Annotated in this window: 20 protein-coding genes; 13 read left to right on the top strand and 7 right to left on the bottom strand. The window is 66.9% G+C overall.

Features of this window, described 5'->3' with window-relative positions:
- Positions 1–53: 53 nt before the first annotated feature.
- Genes VFH65_RS31740 through VFH65_RS31725 form a run of 4 tightly spaced genes read left to right on the top strand, consistent with a single transcriptional unit; the run spans position 54 to position 3,730 of the window.
- A complete protein-coding gene (locus VFH65_RS31740) occupies positions 54–1,775 on the top strand; it encodes an urease subunit alpha (RefSeq protein ID WP_353327448.1) in 1,722 nt (573 codons plus the stop codon).
- Positions 1,775–2,410: an urease accessory protein UreF gene (locus VFH65_RS31735; protein ID WP_353327443.1), complete on the top strand. Its 636-nt coding sequence runs from the start codon at positions 1,775–1,777 to the stop codon at positions 2,408–2,410. The genes VFH65_RS31740 and VFH65_RS31735 overlap by 1 nt, the downstream gene beginning before the upstream one ends.
- Positions 2,411–2,429: 19 nt before the next feature.
- Positions 2,430–3,107 (top strand): urease accessory protein UreG, encoded by a 678-nt coding sequence (gene ureG, locus VFH65_RS31730; protein WP_353327441.1) that lies wholly within the window; start codon positions 2,430–2,432, stop codon positions 3,105–3,107.
- Entirely contained in the window at positions 3,104–3,730 is a 627-nt protein-coding gene (locus VFH65_RS31725) for an urease accessory protein UreD (RefSeq protein ID WP_353327439.1), read from the top strand. The genes ureG and VFH65_RS31725 overlap by 4 nt, the downstream gene beginning before the upstream one ends.
- On the opposite strand, the gene VFH65_RS31720 is transcribed toward VFH65_RS31725, so the two are convergent.
- The 3 genes from VFH65_RS31720 to VFH65_RS31710 form a co-directional block, all read right to left on the bottom strand.
- Complete coding sequence (locus VFH65_RS31720) at positions 3,727–5,100, bottom strand: NAD(P)/FAD-dependent oxidoreductase (RefSeq protein ID WP_353327437.1); 1,374 nt, start codon at positions 5,098–5,100, stop codon at positions 3,727–3,729. The genes VFH65_RS31725 and VFH65_RS31720 overlap by 4 nt on opposite strands.
- 108 nt (positions 5,101–5,208) lie before the next feature.
- A complete protein-coding gene (locus tag VFH65_RS31715; RefSeq protein ID WP_353327435.1) occupies positions 5,209–6,138 on the bottom strand; it encodes an LLM class F420-dependent oxidoreductase in 930 nt (309 codons plus the stop codon).
- Between the two features lie 18 nt (positions 6,139–6,156).
- Positions 6,157–6,828 (bottom strand): SDR family oxidoreductase, encoded by a 672-nt coding sequence (locus VFH65_RS31710; protein ID WP_353327433.1) that lies wholly within the window; start codon positions 6,826–6,828, stop codon positions 6,157–6,159.
- A gap of 172 nt (positions 6,829–7,000) precedes the next feature.
- Between VFH65_RS31710 and modA the strand changes: the two genes are divergently transcribed.
- From modA to VFH65_RS31690, 4 genes are all read left to right on the top strand, one after another.
- Complete coding sequence (gene modA, locus VFH65_RS31705; RefSeq protein ID WP_353327447.1) at positions 7,001–7,717, top strand: molybdate ABC transporter substrate-binding protein; 717 nt, start codon at positions 7,001–7,003, stop codon at positions 7,715–7,717.
- Positions 7,714–8,514, top strand: coding sequence for an ABC transporter permease (locus tag VFH65_RS31700; RefSeq protein WP_353327431.1), 801 nt, complete (start codon positions 7,714–7,716; stop codon positions 8,512–8,514). The genes modA and VFH65_RS31700 overlap by 4 nt, the downstream gene beginning before the upstream one ends.
- A 6-nt stretch (positions 8,515–8,520) precedes the next feature.
- The gene (locus tag VFH65_RS31695; protein ID WP_353327429.1) at positions 8,521–9,579 is read left to right on the top strand and encodes a sulfate/molybdate ABC transporter ATP-binding protein; all 1,059 of its coding nucleotides are present in this window, start codon (positions 8,521–8,523) and stop codon (positions 9,577–9,579) included.
- A 221-nt stretch (positions 9,580–9,800) separates the two neighbouring features.
- The gene (locus tag VFH65_RS31690; RefSeq protein ID WP_353327428.1) at positions 9,801–10,802 is read left to right on the top strand and encodes an alanine and proline-rich secreted protein Apa; all 1,002 of its coding nucleotides are present in this window, start codon (positions 9,801–9,803) and stop codon (positions 10,800–10,802) included.
- 231 nt (positions 10,803–11,033) lie between these two features.
- Here the strand turns inward: VFH65_RS31690 and VFH65_RS31685 are convergent, their stop codons facing one another.
- A complete protein-coding gene (locus tag VFH65_RS31685; RefSeq protein ID WP_353327426.1) occupies positions 11,034–11,309 on the bottom strand; it encodes a hypothetical protein in 276 nt (91 codons plus the stop codon).
- Between the two features lie 234 nt (positions 11,310–11,543).
- Between VFH65_RS31685 and VFH65_RS31680 the strand changes: the two genes are divergently transcribed.
- Positions 11,544–11,849 carry a GlsB/YeaQ/YmgE family stress response membrane protein gene (locus VFH65_RS31680; RefSeq protein WP_353327425.1) on the top strand — a complete coding sequence of 102 codons (306 nt, stop codon included), beginning with the start codon at positions 11,544–11,546 and terminating at the stop codon, positions 11,847–11,849.
- 27 nt (positions 11,850–11,876) lie between these two features.
- Positions 11,877–12,902: a zinc-binding alcohol dehydrogenase family protein gene (locus VFH65_RS31675; RefSeq protein ID WP_353327445.1), complete on the top strand. Its 1,026-nt coding sequence runs from the start codon at positions 11,877–11,879 to the stop codon at positions 12,900–12,902.
- A gap of 4 nt (positions 12,903–12,906) precedes the next feature.
- On the opposite strand, the gene VFH65_RS31670 is transcribed toward VFH65_RS31675, so the two are convergent.
- Positions 12,907–13,389, bottom strand: a complete 483-nt coding sequence (locus VFH65_RS31670; protein ID WP_353327423.1) for a hypothetical protein — start codon at positions 13,387–13,389, stop codon at positions 12,907–12,909.
- Between the two features lie 115 nt (positions 13,390–13,504).
- Here VFH65_RS31670 and VFH65_RS31665 point away from each other — a divergent pair, with 115 nt between their 5' ends.
- Positions 13,505–14,095 carry a CGNR zinc finger domain-containing protein gene (locus VFH65_RS31665; protein WP_353327421.1) on the top strand — a complete coding sequence of 197 codons (591 nt, stop codon included), beginning with the start codon at positions 13,505–13,507 and terminating at the stop codon, positions 14,093–14,095.
- A 4-nt stretch (positions 14,096–14,099) separates the two neighbouring features.
- Here VFH65_RS31665 and VFH65_RS31660 read toward each other — a convergent pair whose 3' ends face one another.
- Both VFH65_RS31660 and VFH65_RS31655 read right to left on the bottom strand, forming a co-directional pair.
- A complete protein-coding gene (locus VFH65_RS31660; protein WP_353327419.1) occupies positions 14,100–14,861 on the bottom strand; it encodes a CPBP family intramembrane glutamic endopeptidase in 762 nt (253 codons plus the stop codon).
- A 27-nt stretch (positions 14,862–14,888) separates the two neighbouring features.
- Entirely contained in the window at positions 14,889–17,279 is a 2,391-nt protein-coding gene (locus VFH65_RS31655) for a phosphoketolase family protein (RefSeq protein WP_353327417.1), read from the bottom strand.
- An 86-nt stretch (positions 17,280–17,365) separates the two neighbouring features.
- Here VFH65_RS31655 and VFH65_RS31650 point away from each other — a divergent pair, with 86 nt between their 5' ends.
- Both VFH65_RS31650 and VFH65_RS31645 read left to right on the top strand, forming a co-directional pair.
- Positions 17,366–18,241 (top strand): TIGR03619 family F420-dependent LLM class oxidoreductase, encoded by an 876-nt coding sequence (locus tag VFH65_RS31650; RefSeq protein ID WP_353327416.1) that lies wholly within the window; start codon positions 17,366–17,368, stop codon positions 18,239–18,241.
- Positions 18,238–19,482, top strand: a 1,245-nt coding sequence (locus VFH65_RS31645) for a CaiB/BaiF CoA transferase family protein (RefSeq protein ID WP_353327414.1), incomplete at its 3' end; no start/stop codon positions are given. The genes VFH65_RS31650 and VFH65_RS31645, both read left to right, overlap by 4 nt.

Genomic DNA, 19,482 nt, shown 5'->3' with positions numbered 1-19,482 from the left:
ACTCGAGAGGTGTATGGGCTGTCACTCACGCCGCCAGGACGGCTGGACGCCTCGTGACCCAGCTGTCGCGTGCCCGCTACGCCGCCTTGTTCGGGCCGACGACCGGCGACCGGATCAGGCTGGCCGATACCGACCTGTTCGTCGAGATCACCGAGGACCGAAGTGGCGGCCCAGGACTGGCCGGCGACGAGGCGGTGTTCGGCGGCGGCAAGGTGCTGCGCGAATCGATGGGTCAATCGCGGGCCACCCGCGCCGACGGCGCACCCGACACCGTCATCACCGGCGCGGTGATCATCGATCACTGGGGAATCATCAAGGCCGACATCGGCATTCGCGACGGTCGCATCACCGCCATCGGTAAAGCAGGCAACCCCGACATCATGTCCGGCGTGCACCCGGATCTGGTCGTTGGTCCATCGACCGAGGTCATCTCCGGCAACGGCCGCATCCTCACCGCGGGCGCCATCGACTGCCACGTCCATCTGATCTGCCCGCAGATCATGGAGGAGGCCATGGGCGGCGGCATCACCACGATCGTCGCCGGCGGCACAGGACCCGCCGAGGGCAGCAAGGCCACCACCGTCACGCCCGGCGCCTGGCACCTGGCCCGGATGCTGGAGTCGCTGGATTCCTGGCCGCTCAATATCGCCTTGCTGGGCAAGGGAAACACGGTCAGCGCCAAATCGATGTGGGAGCAACTACGCGGCGGCGCAGCGGGATTCAAGCTGCACGAGGACTGGGGCACCACCCCTGCGGCCATCGACGCGTGCCTGACGGTCGCCGACTCGGCCGGCGTGCAGGTGAATCTGCACTCGGACACCCTCAACGAGGCGGGCTTCGTCGAGGACACCCTCGCCGCGATCAACGGTCGCGCGATCCACGCGTATCACACCGAGGGAGCCGGCGGCGGGCATGCGCCCGACATCATCACCGTGGTGTCGCACGCGAACATACTGCCCAGTTCGACGAACCCGACACGGCCGCACACAGTGAACACACTCGACGAGCACCTCGACATGCTCATGGTGTGTCATCACCTAAACCCCAGCGTGCCAGAGGATCTCGCGTTCGCCGAGAGCCGCATCCGGCCCTCGACGATCGCCGCCGAGGATCTGCTGCACGACATCGGCGCGATCTCGATGATCGGCAGCGACGCGCAGGCGATGGGGCGCATCGGCGAGGTCGTCATCCGCACCTGGCAGACCGCGCACGTAATGAAGCGCCGCCGCGGCGCGCTACCGGGTGATGGGGCCGCCGACAACAACCGCGCCCGCCGCTACGTCGCGAAGTACACCATCTGCCCGGCCATCGCCCACGGACTTGACGACGAAATCGGTTCGGTCGAGGTCGGCAAGCTCGCCGATCTGGTGTTGTGGGAGCCGGCATTCTTTGGGGTGCGCCCGCACGCCGTGCTCAAGGGCGGCATGATCGCCTGGGCCGCAATGGGAGACGCGAACGCCTCGATCCCGACGCCACAGCCGGTGCTCCCGCGGCCGATGTTCGGCGCCGCGCCAGCAGCGGCCGCGTCGACCTCCTTGCATTTCGTCTCCCCGCAGGCCGTCGAGGACGGACTGGCCGACCGTCTCGCCGTCAATCGGCGTCTGGTCGCGGTGAAAGACGTCCGCAAGGTCGGCAAGGCGGACATGCCGCTCAACGACGCTCTTCCACACATCGAGGTCGATCCCGACACATTCACCGTGCGCATCGACGGCGAGGTGTGGCAGGAGCAGCCGGCAACCGAATTGCCCATGGCACAGCGATATTTCCTCTTCTGATGACCAGCCTGGCGACGCTGCTGACGATGGCCGACTCACGGCTGCCGACCGGTGGGCACGTGCATTCCGGCGGCGTCGAGGAGGCGGTGACAAGCGGGCTGCTCGTAGACATCGCAACGCTGCGCGCGTACCTGCGGCGCCGGATCCGGACCCAGGGACTGGTGACAGCGTCCGTCGCCGTCGCGGTGCACACCGGCGCGCTGTCGGTGCTCGAGGCGGACCGCGAAACCGACGCTCGTACACCGTCTCCCGCTGCCCGTAAGGCCTCGCGCGCCCAAGGCCGCGGTTTGGCCAGGCTCGCGCGCCGCGTCTGGCCGAACCGGGACTGGGAATCGCTAGGCACCACACCACATTTCGCCGTGGCGGCCGGGGCCGTCGGCGCTGCGAGCGGTCTGACACCCGACCACACTGCGCTGTCGGTGGTGTACACGACGATGACCGGCTCCGCGACCGCCGCTCAGCGGCTGCTGGCACTCGACCCTGCCGACGTCGCAGTGGTCACGTTCGAACTGTCCGCACTGTGCGACCAGACCGCCGCCGAAGCAGGCAAGGAACTGGCAGACCTGTCCGATCCGCTGCTCGACGTGCTGGCCCAGCGCCACAGCGAACGCGAGCGTCCTCTGTTCATTTCGTGAAAGGCCCTGAGGTTTAGATATGCCACCACATTTCATCGACGGTCAGCCGCATTCGCACGTCGAACGCCCGAAACGCGCGAGGCAGCCGGGGGAGCCGTTGCGCATCGGCGTCGGTGGGCCCGTCGGCTCCGGCAAGACGGCATTGGTCGCGGCCCTGTGCCGCCAACTGCGTGATGAACTGTCGCTGGCGGTGTTGACCAACGACATCTACACCACCGAGGACGCCGACTTCCTTCGCCGCCACGCGGTGCTGCCTGACGAACGCATCGCCGCGGTACAGACCGGCGGCTGCCCGCACACGGCGATCCGCGACGACATCACCGCCAACCTGGACGCCATCGACGATCTCATCGCCGCCAATGACACGCTCGACCTGATCTTGGTGGAATCCGGGGGCGACAACCTGACGGCCACGTTTTCCTCCGGCCTTGTCGACGTGCAGATCTTCGTTGTCGACGTGGCAGGTGGCGACAAGGTGCCGCGCAAGGGCGGACCCGGCGTGACCTACTCGGATCTGTTGGTGGTCAACAAGACCGACCTGGCACCGTTGGTTGGCGCCGACCTCGAGGTGATGCGCCGCGACGCCGCGGCGGTGCGCGGTGACCGTCCGACGGTGTTGATCTCGTTGACCGATGATCCCGCCGCCACCCCGGTTCTGGCGTGGGTGCGTGAGCAGCTGCGGGTGCTGGTGCATTGAGATCCGACGTCCTCATCGTCGCCAGCACTGACCGGCAGCCCCGCATCCAATGCTCCGGCGGCCTTGCTGCGCGCCGAACCGAACCCGACACCGTGCATCTCGTGTCGACGGCGGCCACCCCGCTCGGCGGCGACGCCATCTGTGTGCGTGTAGTCGTCGAACCAGGAGCGCGGCTACGGCTGCGCAGTGCCGCGGCCACGGTGTCGCTGCCGGGTTCGGCCACACTCGAGTCGCATGCGATATGGACGCTGGAGGTGGCCGGCGAGCTCGATGTCGACCCCCAACCCACCGTCGTCGCGGCCAATGCACGACATCTCACGACGACGCGGCTGCAGCTGGCCGACTCCGGCCGCATCCGGCTGCGGGAGCGCATCCAGATCGGCAGAACGGATGAGCGGCAAGGCTTCTGGTCCGGATCCTTGCACGCCGACGTCGAGGGTTCGCCGCTGCTGCGGCACCGCATCGAGCTTGGCAACGGGTCGTTCGCCGATGACGAGCTGGACGCACCGCTGGCGTGCATCAGCGAATTGCACTATCCCGACAGCGATATCGAAACGGCAGGGATTCCGCTGACACTGGCCGGCGGCGGCTGCCTGTCGACCTGGCAGGGCCAGAGGCTCTAAGAAGCGGCCCGTTCGTTTTCCTGCACCGACGCCGCGATCTCCTCGAGCTCTTCAATCCTGGTGCGGGCGTAGGCCTGCTGCTCGGTGATGGTGAGGTTCCCTCGTGCCGTCGACAGGAACGTCACCGTCCAGGACAGCAGCGTGGTGATCTTGCGCCGGAAGCCGACCAGATACACCAAGTGCAGCACCAGCCAGGCCAGCCAGGCGATGAAGCCGCCGAACTCCAGCGGCCCGATCTTGGCGACCGCTGAGAAGCGCGACACCGTCGCCATCGACCCCTTGTCGAAGTACTGGAACGGCTCGCGCTCTTGCGGATTGGCGCCCTTGAGTTCGGCCTTGATGGCCTTCGCGGCGTACTTGCCGCCCTGGATGGCGCCCTGCGCCATGCCGGGCACACCCTCGACCGCCGCCATGTCGCCGACGACGAACACGTTCGGGTGTCCTGGGACGGACAGATCGGGAAGGACTTTGACCCTGCCGGCCCTGTCGATCTCCACGTCGCACTGCTGGGCGAGGTCGCGGCCCAACGGGCTCGCCGACACACCGGCCGACCACACCTTGGTCGCCGATTCGATGCGGCGGATGGTGCCGTCGGAGTCCTTCACGGTGATGCCGTTGCGGTCCACGTCGGTGACCATCGCGCCGAGCTGGATCTCGACACCCATCTTCTCCAGCCGCGCCTGCGCCTTCTTGCCGAGTTTTTCGCCCATCGGCGGCAGCACCGCGGGCGCCGCGTCGAGCAGGATCACCCGCGCCGTTGTCGAATCGATATGCCGGAACGCACCTTTGAGCGTGTGGTCGGCGAGTTCGGCGATCTGCCCGGCCATCTCGACGCCGGTGGGGCCGGCGCCGACGACGGTGAACGTGAGGAGCTTTTCACGCCGGGCCGGGTCGCTGGACCGCTCGGCCTGTTCAAACGCGCCGAGGATGCGGGCACGCAGTTCCAGCGCGTCGTCGATCGACTTCATGCCCGGCGCCCACTCCGCGAAGTGATCGTTGCCGAAGTAGGACTGACCGGCGCCCGCCGCGATGATCAGGCTGTCGAACGGGGTGACGTAGGTGTGGCCCAGAAGGACCGACGTCACCGTTTTATTCGCCAGGTCGACGTGGGTGGCCTCGCCGAGCAGCACCTGGGCGTTCTTCTGCTTGCGCAGAATCATCCGGGTCGGCGGCGCGATCTCACCCGAGGAGATGATGCCGGTCGCCACTTGATACAGCAGCGGCTGAAACAAGTGGTGCGTGGTCTTGGCGATCATCTTTATGTCGACATCGGCTCGCCGCAGGGTCTTGGCTGCGGTCAGTCCGCCGAAGCCCGAACCGATGATGACGACTTTGTGCCGATCAGTTGCAGTGGCTCCGGGATGGCTCATTGGGGCTCCTCGACGGCCTACACGTGCAGTTCTCACCTTTCACGGTAGTCGTCGGACCCCCGTGAAGTCGCATCGTTTGCTGTGGCATATCCCACGTCAGGGCCGGGATTAGGCGCTCACAAGCGGCTTTAGCGCTTCAGCAACGGCGGTGATGCCGCCGGGGTGATAACCGCCCAGGCTCGTCACAGGGCTCAGGATGACGCCGTCGACTCCGGCGTCGATGACCTTGGTCTTGATCTGTTCGGCCACCTGATCGGCACTGCCGACAACCGCCTGCTGCTTGAAGTCGTCGGGGACCATATCGGCGCTGACGTTCTCGTCGATGATCGCGATGACCAGCATGCTGGTCTCCAGCGTGGCCGGATCGCGACCGATCTCCTCGCACAGCCGGTTCTTCACCTCGATCTTGCGGGCGAGCTCGTCGAACCCGGCGATGATGTTGAGGTGGTCGAAATGGCGCACGGCCAGTGGAATCGTCTTCTTCTCGCCGCTGCCGCCGATCATCAGCGGAATGTGGTCGCGGAAACGCGGCTCGGCCATCGCCTCTTGTGCGCGGTAGTACTTGCCGGAGAACGTCGGCCGCTTGCCCTCGATCATCGGAATGATGATCTGCAGCGCCTCGTCGAGCTTGTTGAAGCGGTCGGTGAAGGTGCCGAATTCGAAGCCGAGACTGTCGTGTTCGAGCTCGAACCAGCCGGTCCCGATGCCCAATATGGCGCGGCCCTGGCTGATGACGTCGAGCGTGGTGATGGCCTTGCCCAGCAGTGTGGGGTTGCGGTAGGTGTTGCCGGTGACGAGCGTGCCCAGCTGCACGCGCTCGGTGGCCGTCGCCAAAGCGCCTAGCGCGGTGTAGGCCTCGAGCATCGGCTGGTCCGGTGTGCCCAGACCTGGCAATTGGTAGAAGTGGTCCATCACGAAGACCGAGTCGTAGCCGGCGGCCTCGGCTTCGCGCGCCTGCGCGATGACCGTCGGGAACAGTTCGGGTACGCCGGTGCCGTAGGAGAAATTGGGGATCTGAAGACCGAGTCGAATCGTCACCCCATCGACATTAGTGATCTAGCCGAAGTTGGCCAGTGCACCCTGGCTGACGTGCAGCGTCTGTCCGGTGATGTGCCGGGCGGCCGGCGTGGTCAGGAACAGCGCGAGTCGAGCGATCTCGGCGGCCACCGGCGGCGGGGTGTGGGAGAGCCCTTCGTAGCCGGGCTCCGCGCTGCGGCCCGACGCGACCGCGTTGACGGTGATCCCGCGGGCGCCGAACCGCACAGCTTGGCCGGCGGTCCAGTCGGAGACCGCGGCCTTGATCGCGGCCTCGGCGCTGCCCTCACGCGGGTTCTCGGGAACGACGTTGACGATCGAACCCCCCGAGCGCAGGTGGTCGCCGACGATCTGCACGGTCAGCACAGCGGCCAGCACGGTCGAGTCCAGCGCGTTGCGCCACGCGGCGGCTAGATCCGACAACGAGAAGGTGCGTGGGTCCTTCGCATCCCAGCGGGGAGCCGGCACGTTGATGATGGTGTCGAGGTGGTGGGGGAACTGGCCGCGGGCCTGTTCGAGGCTGACGGCGTCGGTGTTGTCAAAGACGATCGCGTCGACGTCGAGTTCCTTGGCGGCTACTTCGAGATCGTCGCGGCGGGCGCCTGCGATAACGACCTTGTGGCCGGCGTCGCGGAAGCCTTCCGCGATCGTGCGTCCCAGATCGGTGTCGCCGCCGGTAACCAGCACGTCCATCAAGGACCTCCTCCGTGTTCAACGCTGAACCCCAGCGAGTGTGCGCAATGTTACTGGACAGTAGCTAGCGGGCAAAAGCGGGCGCGCGGGCGTGTCCGGACGGTATTTGCGCGAGTGTCCTAATGTTTGGCTCGTGAAGCCCACCGCGGTGCCTGCCGTTGCGCTGGCGACCATGCTGGTGGCCACGCTTTCGGGCTGCGGCTCGTCGCTCGCCGGTCCCACGGTCGTCGTTTTCGCCGCGGCGTCTCTGACGAAGTCGTTCACCGAGATCGGTGCTCAGTTCAAGACCCAGAACCCTGGCAGCTCAATCGAGTTCAGCTTTGCCGGGTCCTCCGACCTCGTCACGCAGCTGACCCAAGGCGCCACCGCCGACGTCTTCGCGTCGGCCGACGCTACGAACATGGACAAGGCCGCCGACGCCGGCCTGCTGGCGGGTGACCCGGTCAACTTCGCGTCGAACACGCTCGCCATCGCCGTCGCGCCGGACAACCCGAAGAAGGTGGCCGGCTTCGCCGATCTGAACCGGCCGGGTGTGAGCGTCGTGATGTGCGCACCGCAGGTGCCCTGCGGCGCCGCCACCAAGCGCATCGAGGACGCCACCGGCGTCCGGCTCGACCCGGTCAGCGAGGAATCGTCGGTCACCGACGTGCTCAACAAGGTGACCAGCGGGCAGGCCGACGCCGGACTTGTATACGTCACCGACGCCCTTGCGGCCGGCGACCGTGTCACGACGGTCAAGTTCGCCGAGGCCGACGACGCGGTCAACACCTATCCGGTCGCTGTGCTCAAGAACGCTTCGGACGCAGGCCTCGCGCAGAAGTTCGTCGACTTCGTCACCGGAGAAACCGGCCAGAACATCCTCGGCCAGGCCGGTTTCGGTAAGCCTTGACCACGTCGGCGGGCCTGCCCAGGTGGATATATCTCCCCGCCGCGGTCGGGGCGCTGTTCGTGTTGCTACCGCTGGTCGCCGTGGCCGCCAAGGTCGACTGGCCGCAGTTCTGGTCGCTGATCACCACCCAGTCATCGGTCACCGCGCTGGTGTTGAGCCTGAAGACCGCGGGCGCCAGCACGGTGCTGTGCCTGTTGCTCGGTGTGCCGATGGCCTTGGTGCTGGCGCGCAGCGACAGCCGGCTGGTGCGAATGGCCCGGCCGGTCATTCTGCTGCCTCTCGTACTTCCGCCGGTGGTCGGCGGCATCGCCTTGCTCTACGCGTTTGGCCGGCTCGGCCTCATCGGCGAGTACCTGGAGGCGGCCGGCATCCAGATCGCGTTCACCACCACGGCCGTGGTGCTCGCGCAGACCTTTGTGTCGCTGCCCTTTCTGGTCATCGCGCTGGAGGGCACCGCGCGAACAGTGGGCACCGATTACGAAGTGGTCGCGGCGACGCTCGGGGCCCGGCCGACAACCGTGTGGTGGCGCGTTTCGCTGCCGCTGCTGGCACCGGGCCTAGTATCGGGCGCTGTGCTCGCGTTCGCCCGATCGCTTGGTGAATTCGGCGCCACCCTTACCTTCGCCGGTTCCCGAGAGGGTGTCACGCGAACGCTCCCGCTGGAGATCTACTTGCAGCGGGAGAGCGACGCCGACGCGGCAGTTGCCTTGTCGCTCTTACTCGTTGCGGTTGCCGCCGTCGTGGTGCTCGGAGTGGGCAGCAGGTGGCTGCGAGCCGGGGGCACCAATGCCTGGTGACCCGCGATGACCGACGTGCGGCTTAGGGCAGTTGTCGAAAGTCGCGACGTGGACGTCGAATTCGATGTCGCCGCAGGCGAAGTGCTGGCCGTTCTTGGACCCAACGGCGCGGGCAAGTCGACCGCACTGCACGTGATCGCCGGATTGGTGCGGCCGAACAGCGGCGTCGTGCTGGTGGGGGACCGGGTGCTGACGGACACGGCGACGGGTGTGCACGTGGCCACTCATGATCGCCGCGTCGGGCTGCTCATGCAGGACCCGCTGCTGTTTCCGCACTTGAACGTCGCCGCAAATGTGGCGTTCGCACCGCGCAGTTCGCGTGCGATAGCGGCGCAGTGGCTGGTGGAGGTCGACGCGGCAGATCTCGCCGACCGGATGCCACGGCAGCTCTCGGGCGGGCAGGCCCAGCGAGTCGCGCTGGCTCGCGCGCTGGCCGCCGAACCCGACGTCTTGCTGCTTGATGAGCCGCTGTCCGGGCTCGACGTCGCGGCAGCCACCGCGATGCGCAAGGTGCTGCGAAGGGTGCTGGCCCGCGACGGCCGCTCAGCGGTCCTGATCACCCACGACTTGTTGGATGTAGTCACGCTCGCCGACCGCGTCCTGATTCTGGAATCCGGACGGATCGCTGAAAGCGGTTCGACCGCAACAATATTGGCGACCCCACGCAGCAGGTTCGGCGCACGGTTTGCTGGAGTGAATCTGGTCGGCGGCATCGCGGATGGCATCGGTGCGCTCACCACCGAGTGGGGTACGGCATGGCATGGCAATCCAGGATCCGACGTGGTGGCCGGCGAACCTGCGGTGGCGGTGTTCACCCCGTCCGCCGTCGCCGTGTACCGCGACGAGCCGCACGGCAGCCCGCGCAACACCTTCGAGGTGACGGTGGGCGAGCTGGACAGCCGTGGGTCCGCGATCCGCGTGCGCGCTGACCCCCAACCTGACGGTGCGCCGGGGTTGGCCGCAGACATCACCACGGACTCGGCCGCCGAGATGCGGCTGGCGCCCGGCGATCGGGTCTACTTCTCGGTCAAAGCGCAGGAGGTGACCATCCATCCGAGCCCGTAACGACGGCCCCCGTCGTCACGATCAACGGTCTGAAGAGCCCAGTTAAACCCTCGGATGGACATAGTCGATCACCTCGCGCAACGCGCGGGGACCTCTTCCTGTCAGCAATCGTCTCAAATGGCACTGGCCACCGGGTTCATAACTTACAGCAATCTCACAGTTGAGCACTTTTTGAGCAACTCGCACTTGCGTCACGGCGGTAACACGGTAGTTTCTTCCACATGGACCAGCCGGACGCGTCATCTGAACACCGCAAGGGCCTCCCGCAGACGCTGGCGATCGCGGCGCTGACCGGGGCCACCGTGGTGGCGCTCGCGCTACCCACGTTGGCGCACGCCCAGCCCGAGCCCACGCCGCCACCGCCGCCACCGCCGTCGGGCAACACGTTCTTGCAGGGGCCGCCTCCGCCTCCGGGCGCGCCGGCTCCGCCGCCCCCGCCTCCCGGGGCGCCTTTGCCGCCGCCCCCGCCGGTTGATCCCAACGCGCCACCTCCGCCGCCGGCTGACCCGAATGCGCCACCTCCGCCTCCGGCGCCCGAACCGGGTCGGGTCGACAACGCCGCCGGCGGGCTCAGCTACGTGGTGCCTGCGGGCTGGAAAGTTTCCGACGCCACTCAGCTGTCGTACGGCCAGGCGTTGTTGACGAAGATCCCGCCGGAAGGTGCCCAGCCGCCGAACGACACCAGCGTTCTGCTCGGCCGCCTCGACCTCAAGCTGTTCGCCGGCGCGGAGGCCGACAACACCAAGGCCGCCCAACGGCTGTCGTCCGATATGGGCGAGTTCTTCATGCCGTTCCCCGGCACCCGGGTCAACCAGGAGACCGTGCCACTGAACGCCAACGGAATGTCGGGCGTCGCGTCGTATTACGAGGTGAAGTTCACCGATGCCAGCAAGCCCAACGGCCAGATCTGGGCCGGCGTGATCGGGGAACCCACACCTGCGGGTACACCGCGCGGCCAGCGCACGCCCGAGCGGTGGTTCGTCGTCTGGCTCGGGACGGCGACCAACCCGGTGCCCAAGGGCGAAGCTGTGACGCTCGCGCAGTCCATCCGGCCATGGGCGCCGCCACCGCCGCCACCGCCGCCGGACCCGAACGCCCCGCCGCCCCCGCCGGATCCCAATGCACCCCCGCCGGATCCGAACGCGCCACCGCCGCGGCCCGCAGTCGGCGTGCCGGTACCGGTCGCACCGGAGAACGCGCCGGGAATGGTGCCGCCCGCCTGACGGACGTCCGTCTGTCCAGCCGTTGGGTGCTGGTTCATGATGGGCCGCATCGGTCTATCGGTTGGCCGGCAGATGGCGCCGTCGCCGAACCGAAACCGTTGTGGTTGAACGATTTCGGCGTCGCTCCGAGTCGTCAGCAATGCCCGCAGTCGTCACCGCGGCATTGCGACTGATGCCCGATCGCCCGAACCGATCCGCGATGGATGCCGCGCCGTCGATGCGAGATCGAGGTCAGATGCCGGCGCACACCGACGGTGCGAACGGAACAGGAATGGGCACGCATACTCCCACGCCGAAATACGGCGTGATGTCACCGTTCCACGCCGGGGGCGGCGGAGGTGGCGGCGGCAGCGGTGCCGCCACGCAGGAGTTCGAACCCGGATCGAAGACGGTCCCCGCGCCGCACTCGGCAGCGGTACTCACCCCGGACGACATCAGTGTCACGAACGCAAGCGGCGTGAGTGCGACCGCGGAGACAATTGCGAAGCGATGAATTATTTTCCTCATTGCAGGCTCTCCCCTCAGATTGTTCCCAGGAGCCCGACCTGCGAATTTTACTCCTCGCTGATCACCGAATTCAGTGAGTTGACGATCGCGTAGAAACCAAATGAACAGGCTTCCTACGGCTCCCAGTTTCCTGCGCTGATGCCCCAGTGGGGACCCATTTGTTACCCGGGGCCTGTATACGTGAGGGAGGGATCCAGCGGCTGCGCTGGACGCGGCCACCGACGGGAGACACGGATGGACATGATTGCGACTACGCAGTATCTGGCTCTGTCTCCGCCGACCGCTGTGAGTTGGTTCAGCTACATCATCATCGGAGCTATCGCTGGGTGGATCGCCGGAAAGATCGTGAAAGGTAGCGGCTCCGGCATTCTGATGAATATCGTCATTGGGGTCCTCGGTGGATTCATCGGCGGTGGGCTCCTCCACTGGCTGAACGTCAATGTCGAAGAAGGACGGCGTATCTTCACCTTCTTCGCGTCGCTTCTTGGCGCTGTCCTCCTTCTGTGGGTCGTTGGTCTGGTGCGCAAGAAGAAGACGTAGCCTGCCTGGGTGAGCGCCACCCCAACCATGATTGCGTGGCGCGTCCGTCGGCCGGGGCCGATGAGCACCCAGCCATTGGAGCGCCTCACCGTCGACGTTCCGCGGCCTGGAATCGGCGAACTTCTTGTTGCCGTGCACACATGCGGCGTGTGCCGCACAGACCTTCACGTGGCCGAGGGTGACCTGCCTGTACATCGGCGCGGTGTCATTCCCGGCCACGAGGTGGTCGGGGAGGTTATCGAAACCGGCCCAGAAATTGGTCCGCCGACGGGACCCGACGCGGGCGACGAGTTCGCGGTCGGGGACCGAGTGGGCATCGCATGGCTGCGGCACACCTGTGGGCAGTGCAAGTTCTGTGTAAGGGGCCAGGAGAACCTCTGCCCAGAATCCCGATACACCGGCTGGGACGCCGACGGCGGCTACGCCGAATTCGCAACCGTCCCAGCTGCTTTCGCGCACCACCTGCCCACGGGTTACTCCGACGCGGAACTGGCTCCGCTGTTGTGCGCTGGCATCATCGGCTACCGTTCGCTGCTGTGCGCCGACCTGCCCGCCGGTGGGCGGCTGGGAATCTACGGGTTCGGCGGCAGCGCGCATCTCACCGCACAGGTGGCGCTGGCGCAGGGCGCAGAGGTACACGTGATGACCCGGGGCGAGCAGGCTCGAGAGCTTGCGTTGTCACTCGGCGCGGCATCGGCTCAGGGTGCGCGCGACCGTCCACCGGTGGCCCTCGATTCAGCGATCCTGTTCGCACCGGTCGGCGATCTGGTGCTGCCCGCCCTTGAAGCGCTGGACCGCGGCGGCACCCTGGCCATCGCGGGCATCCATCTCAGCGACATCCCCGCGCTGAACTATCAGCGCCACCTCTTTCAGGAACGCCAGGTGCGGTCGGTGACGTCGAATACCCGCACCGACGCTCGCGAGTTCCTGGCCTTCGCAGGCCGGCATCGCATCGAGGTGACGAGCCCGCAGTATCCGCTCACCCGCGCCGACGAGGCGCTGAGCGATCTCGCCGGGGGACGCATCGCCGGCGCAGCCGTGCTGCTGGTCTAGCTGTCTACAGCGCGGCGAGCGCGGCGCCGAGCCGGCCCTTGAGGTCACCCTGGCCGAAGCGGTACATCGGGCCGCAGCCGTCGGCCAGCAGCACGCGCAGCCGCGCCATCCCGCGTGCGCTCACTGGCTGCGGTGCATGCAGCCGCAGCGTGACCTTGTCGATGATGTCCTCGGCCTCGGTGATGTTCGTCGGATGCACTGGCACCCGGGAGGTCAGCGGGTTGACACCCGATCGGGCGTCGCGCACGGTACGGCGCAGCGCTCTGGCGATCGCTTCGCGTTCGTTTCCCGACGTCAACCGCGTCTGATGAACGGCTAGTGCGCTTCCTTCGGGAGCCGGAACTCCGACCGCGAGCTGACGGTCGAGGTGGCCGGCGCGCAGGCGCGCGGTCAGCCGTGCCGTCAGGGGTGCCCGCGAAGCCACCTCGCGGCGGGGCACGCCGGGGGCCGTGGAAAGAAGATCCGGCGAAATCTTGTTGTTCGGCATGTTCTCTACCTCTTGCCTGGCATCTACATTGAACTTATGACCACCAAAGACGCTACACCGGTCATGCATGACCAGTCAAGTTGATTAGCCGGTCACGCGGGAATACACTGGCCGCATGACAAGAGCGCCAGGGCAATGGACCGGCGACGACGAGGAGAGGCCGGCGCCCGCCCCGCTCGACCGCATTCAGTCGCTGGTCAACACCATCGACCTCGAGATCGGGCAGGACCGTCTGGCGGAGCCCGACGATGCCCTTCCGTGGCTGATCGCCAACGGGCTGATCGGTGCGAACGTCCCACTGGACGCATCCGATCTGGCTTTCGTGCGTGATGTGCGAGAGGCGCTGCGCGCCTTGCTCATCCACAACGCCGGCGGACCGGCCCCCAGTCCAGACGACCTCGCGGTACTACGGCAGGTCGCCGTAGGCGGCTCGGCCGTCGCAGAACTTAGCGACGACGGTGAGGTGCTGCTGAGCGCGAATGGGGACTCCCTGCGCGCCCGGTTGGGCGGCCTTCTGCTGATCATCCGGGACGCACAGCGCGACGGCAGCTGGTCGCGTCTGAAGGCTTGTGCGAACGACGACTGCCGATGGGCCTTCTACGATCAGTCGCGAAACCGAGGTGGCGCTTGGTGCACGATGGCCGTCTGTGGCAACCGGCTGAAAAACCGCGATTTTCGCGCTCGCCAGCGCGAGGCGTCCGGCTGATCCATCAAGTTGACAGGTGCCACACCAGCGCGGCGGCGAGCGCGCCAAGGCCGTTGAGTGACCAGTGCAGCGCGATCGGGGCCAGCAGGCTCCCGCTGCGTCGGCGCAGCCACGTGAAGACGAACCCGGCCGCTGCGGTGGCCGCTACCGCCAGCACGACCCCGGCGATGGTGCCAAGTAGGCCGCCGCCGAACAGCCGGGTAAAGCCGACATTGCTGCTGGTGAGGCCGAACGACGTGGCGATGTGCCACAGTCCGAACAGCAGCGATCCCGCCGCGGCCACGCCGCGGAACCCCCACGCGCGGTTCAGCGCGCCGTGGAGCACGCCGCGGAAAGCCAACTCCTCGGGAATCACCGTTTGAAGTGGAATGACGATCATCGACGCGATCAACGCTCCGGAGATGGTCGCGTAGTTGTTGTTCATGAACATCGGCCGCGTCCACGGCAGCAGCGCGCCGATCGCGATCACCGTCATCACCAGTGCGACCGCGGCCAGCGCATAGCCGGCACCGGATCGCCAGTGCTCGCGGCCAAGCCCGAGCTCGGCCCAGCCAAGGCCGCGGGACCGCACCAGCAGCAGCAACCCGACCGCAGCGGCCGGCACGGTCGCAATGCTCGCCCATGGGGTCGTGAAATGCGCGATGAGGTTGGTCAGCGCCAGCACGACCACCACCACGGCGATGTCGGCGTAGATACGGAAGTGGTGCAGCGCGGAAAGTTGCTCGACCAGCGGGTGGGGTTGCGGGGCCACCGCCAAGTCAGACATTGCACCCAAGTATACGTGTGGCGGGTATCACCCCTTCTTTGCCGAAACGTACCCGAAGTCCCACGTCCAGCCCGAGATCGCCGGGTCATCCTCGCCGTGTTCGCGGGTGTAGCGCCGGGCCGCCAACCGGGCGTCGAGCATGCGCTGTCGCAGCAGCGCGGCCCGGTTGGCCAGCCCGTCCACCCTGTCGATGACGTCGAGGACGAGATGGAACCGGTCCAGGTCGTTGAGCATCACCATGTCGAACGGCGTCGTCGTCGTGCCGCGCTCCTTGAACCCGCGCACATGCAGCTGCCCGTGATTGGTCCGGCGATAGGTCAGCCGGTGAATCAGCCACGGATAGCCGTGGTAGGCGAAGATGACCGGAGTGTCAGTGGTGAACAGCGCGTCGAACTCGTGGTCGGAGAGCCCGTGCGGGTGTTCGGTGTCGGGCTGTAGCCGCATGATGTCGACGACGTTGATCACCCGTACCGCCAGATCGGGCAGCTCACGCCGCAGGATGTCGGCCGCGGCCAGCGTCTCCAGCGTCGGGATGTCGCCGGCGCAGGCCAGCACGACGTCGGGCTCACCGGTCGCGTTGCTCGCCCAGTCCCAGATGCCAACGCCGCGGGCGCAGTGCGCGATCGCGTCGTCCATGTCCAGATAAGTCAGCGCGGGCTGCTTACCTGCCACGATCACGTTGACGTATTGCCTGCTGCGCAGGCAATGGTCGGCGACGGACAGCAGCGTGTTGGCGTCCGGCGGCAGATACACCCGCACCACCTCGGGCCGCTTATTGGCGACGTGGTCGATGAATCCGGGGTCCTGATGCGACGCGCCGTTGTGGTCCTGACGCCAAACATGGGATGTCAGAAGGTAATTGAGCGACGCGATCGGCCGCCGCCACGGCAGGTGCGAGCTGCTGGACAACCACTTGGCGTGCTGGTTGAGCATCGAGTCCACGATGTGCACGAACGCCTCGTAGCAGTTGAACAGTCCGTGGCGCCCGGTCAGCAGATACCCCTCGAGCCAGCCCTGGCACAGGTGCTCGGAAAGCACCTCCATCACCCGGCCCTCGGGGCCGAGGTGCTCGTCGTCTGGAAGGGTTTCCGCCAGCCACGCCTTGTCGGTGGCCTCGAAAACCGGCGACAGCCGATTCGACGCGGTTTCGTCGGGTCCCATCAGCCGGAACCTGTCGGGGTTGCGCCTGATCACGTCGCGCAGGAACGTGCCGAGCACCTTGGTGGCCTCTGCGGTGTCGGTCGCGGGCTTGTCCACTGCCACCGCGTAATCGGGGAACGGCGGCAGGTCCAGATCACGCAGCAGCAGGCCGCCGTTGGCGTGTGGGTTGGCGCTCATCCGGCGGTCCCCGGTGGGCGCGAGCTCCCTCAGCTCAGGGCGCAGTGCGCCGCTGTCGTCGAACAGTTCCTGTGGCGCGTAGCTGCGCAGCCATGTCTCGAGCTGGGCCATGTGCTCGGGGTTGGTGTGCGTCTCGGACAACGGAACCTGATGCGACCGCCAGGTGTCCTCGACCTTTTTGCCGTCGACTTCCTTGGGCCCGGTCCAGCCCTTCGGCGTCTTCATGATGATCATCGGCCACAGCGGTCTGCCCTTTTCGCCGTCGAGCCGTGCCGCCCGCTGGATCGCGCCGATCTGGTCGAATGCCTCGTCGAAGGCGGTGGCCAGCTGCTGGTGCACATTGGCAGGGTCATCACCCGCGACGGTGATCGGCCGGTAGCCGTAGCCGTAGAACAGCGACTCGAGCTCGTCTGCCGGGATGCGCGCCAACACTGTCGGGTTGGCGATCTTGTAGCCGTTGAGATGCAGAATCGGCAACACCGCGCCGTCGGTGACAGGGTTGAGGAACTTGTTGGAATGCCAACTCGCCGCGAGCGGCCCGGTCTCAGCCTCCCCGTCACCGATCACACACGCGACAACCAGATCGGGGTTGTCGTAGGCCGCGCCGTAGGCGTGCACCAGCGCATAGCCGAGCTCGCCGCCCTCGTGGATGGACCCCGGCGTCTCGGCGGCGACGTGGCTGGGAATACCGCCTGGAAAAGAGAACTGGCGGAACAGCTTTCGCATCCCCTCAGCATCTTGGGCGATGCCGGTATAGATCTCGCTGTAGGTGCCTTCCAGATACGCGTTCGCCACCAAACCGGGCCCGCCGTGACCGGGACCGGTGATGTAGATGGCGTTGACGTCGCGGTCACGGATGACGCGGTTCAGATGCGCGTAGAGGAGGGTGAGGCCGGGCGTGGTGCCCCAGTGGCCGAGCAGTCGGGGTTTGATGTGCTCGGCCGCCAGCGGTTCCCGCAGCAGCGGGTTGTCCAAAAGGTAGATCTGGCCGACGGACAGATAATTCGCGGCGCGCCAGTAGGCGTCGATCAACTCGAGTTCGTCGCGGGACAGGGTCGGGGAGAGAGCCTGAGCGGTCATCTAGATCATCATCGTCTCGACAGGTGAACAGTGGCTGAGGACCCAGTACCCCAATCGTCAGAGGCCGAAGCACTAGCCTTGCGGTCGTGCTGGGATTCGCGGTGCCGCAGTTCGGTGCGTCCGCTCACGACGACGTTGCGCACTTCGCATCGACAGCAGAACAACTCGGCGCCGACAGCCTATGGGTCGGGGACAGGCTGTTGGCCGCCGTGAATCCGACGGTGGGCTACGCCGGCGGCGACACGATTCCCGAGCAGTTTCGCGCCAGCCTCGACCCGTTCATCGCGCTGGCCGTCGCCGCCGCGGCGACGTCCAGGGTGCGGCTGGGCAGCAGTGTCTTCGTCGCGCCGTGGTATCCACCGGCCCAGTTGGCGCGCCAGCTCACCAGTATCGACGTGGTCAGCAACGGACGTCTGCTGCCTGGGTTCGGTATCGGCTGGTCGCCGGACGAGTATCAGGCAGCAGGCGCGCCGTTCGCCCGGCGTGGTGCACAACTCGAGGAGCTGTTGGATGCGCTCGAAGCGCTGTGGACCGCGAGCCCGGTAGAGCATCAGGGCACACGCTGGTCGATCCCGCAATCATGGATTGACCTCAAGCCGGTCCAGCGGCCACGGCCGCCCATCTACCTCGGGGCATTCACGCCGCCGGGGTTGAAGCGGGTCGGAACGCGCGCCGACGGCTGGATGGCTGGGGTGCAGGTGCCGGGCGGAGTCCACCTCGAGGCACTGAACTGGCAACGAGGACTGATCGACGAGGCCGCGCGCGACGCGGGCCGGGATCCGTCGGCCATCGGTACCTACGTCCGGATCAATGTCGCCGAAGGCGCATCGGTCGATCAGGTCGCCGAAGCGGTGCGGTCGCTGGCCGACAACGGTTATCCCGACGCGTTCGTCGACTTCATCTATGTGGTGACCGGGACCGACGCCCAACTGGAGTGGGTGGAACGGCTGCTGGCGCGGTGAGCGGGCTGCTTGCGTCACTTCGCGTGCTGGACGCCGGCGGCGCCGACTCCGACGGCGTGAGCCGATTGTTCGCCGATCTCGGCGCCGACGTGTTGAAGATCGAACCTCCTGGCGGCAGCGTGGCCCGCCGTGCTCTGCCGAGCCTGGACGGCGCCAGCATCGCGTTCGCGGTGCAGAACGCGAACAAGCGCAGCGCAGTACTCGATCCGGCTCGGCCCGCCGACCGCGAACGGTTGCTCGAGCTTGCCGCCACCGCCGACATCCTGGTCGACAGCGCCGGTGGGACGGCCACGTTCGGGACCTCATGTGAGGCACTGGCCGCGCGGTTCGGCCACCTTGTCGGGTTGTCGGTCACCGATTTCGGCGCAGCGGGGCCCTACGCGACGCGGCACGCCACCGACCCGGTGCTGTATGCCATGTCGACCGCATTGTCGCGGACAGGCCCGGCATCCGGGAAACCCGTCTTGCCACCAAACGGCGTGGCGTCGACGACCGCCGCCGTGCAGGCCGCGTGGGCGGCGCTGGCTGCCTACTACCACCGGTTACGTTCCGGCACAGGTGATTACATCGACTTCTCCCGATTCGAGGCGGTTGTGCAGTCCCTCGACCCGCCGTTCGGATCCGAGGGTCAGGCCGCCGTCGGGCAGAAGCGGTCCAACGAACTATGGCGGGGCCGACCGCGAAATCAGCACATATATCCGATCTTTGGTTGCAAGGACGGTTACGTCCGGATCTGTCTGCTGTCGGCACGCCAATGGCGCGGTATGAGGGCATGGCTTGGTGAGCCCGAGCAGTTCGCCGACCCGCGCTACGACACGATCGCGGCGCGCTATGGAGCATCACGCGAACTCAACGCCATCATCGCCGAACTTTTCGCCCCGCAGACAATGGCAGCCTTGGTGGCCGACGGGCAAGCGCGCGGCGTCCCGATTGCGGCCGTGCTCACGCCGGCCGAAGCGTTGACATCTGAACATTTTCACGCCGTCGGCGCATTGACCGATGCGGAAATCGTGAATGGCGCATGCGTCACCGTGCCCGTGGGGCCGTTCGTGGTCGACGGCCACCGTGCCGGTTTCCAGCGCACCGCACCGCCAGAGGGCGCCGACGAACCATCATGGGCCACAGCACGATCCGGCCCGGCTACCGTCGAGGACGCTTTGGTTCACCAGCGGCCCTTCGAGGGACTGCGAATCCTCGACCTCGGTGTCATCGTTGCCGGCGGCGAGCTTGGCCGGTTGTTC

The organism is Mycobacterium sp., assembly GCF_035697385.1.
Lineage (GTDB): Bacteria > Actinomycetota > Actinomycetes > Mycobacteriales > Mycobacteriaceae > Mycobacterium.
Note: the sequence above shows the minus strand (reverse complement) of the source record. Positions and strands in the feature narration are given on the sequence as shown.